Annotated in this window: 2 protein-coding genes; both read right to left on the bottom strand. The window is 34.2% G+C overall.

Going from position 1 to position 465, the window contains the following annotated elements; translation table 11 throughout:
- Positions 1-165 (bottom strand): alpha/beta fold hydrolase (locus tag AACQ14_RS24800; RefSeq protein ID WP_353514033.1); only part of this gene is annotated, 165 nt, incomplete at its 3' end.
- A gap of 70 nt (positions 166-235) precedes the next feature.
- On the bottom strand, positions 236-465 hold a 230-nt coding region (locus AACQ14_RS23705), incomplete at its 5' end, for a sensor histidine kinase (RefSeq protein ID WP_339366012.1).

The following is a 465-nucleotide window of genomic DNA, read 5'->3' as shown; positions in this document are numbered from 1 at the left end:
AATGAATTCATAGATATCCTTAGCATGGTCTTCATAATGCAGCTCAGATACCTTAGAGCTATTTCCATGATCTCGGAAGTCAATAGCATACACAGTAAAATATTCTTGTAAAAGTGAAATTGACCTATTAAAAATCTCGTGTGTTTCACCATTCCCATGAAGCATGATCAAAGGATTTCCTGAACCTTATTTTATCAAAAATATGGTGACTTCATTAACTTTTATTAACATATTATTATTCCTCTTCTGTTAGGGGGAAAGTTATTTCATATACCACAGATAGCCCCTCCAACTTTTCTTGTATAAGTTCAATTGTTCCTCTATGAGCAGTAACGATTTTCTTGACTATAGCCATTCCCAATCCAGAACCTTTCAGTTTGCTACGTGAGGAATCACCCATTGAAAATGGATTAAATATAGTTTTCTTTAGGTCATCAGTAATTCCAATACCATTTTCCCCGATAC

The sequence above is a fragment of the Vallitalea maricola genome (assembly GCF_036985595.1).
Lineage (GTDB): Bacteria > Bacillota > Clostridia > Lachnospirales > Vallitaleaceae > Vallitalea > Vallitalea maricola.
Note: the sequence above shows the minus strand (reverse complement) of the source record. Positions and strands in the feature narration are given on the sequence as shown.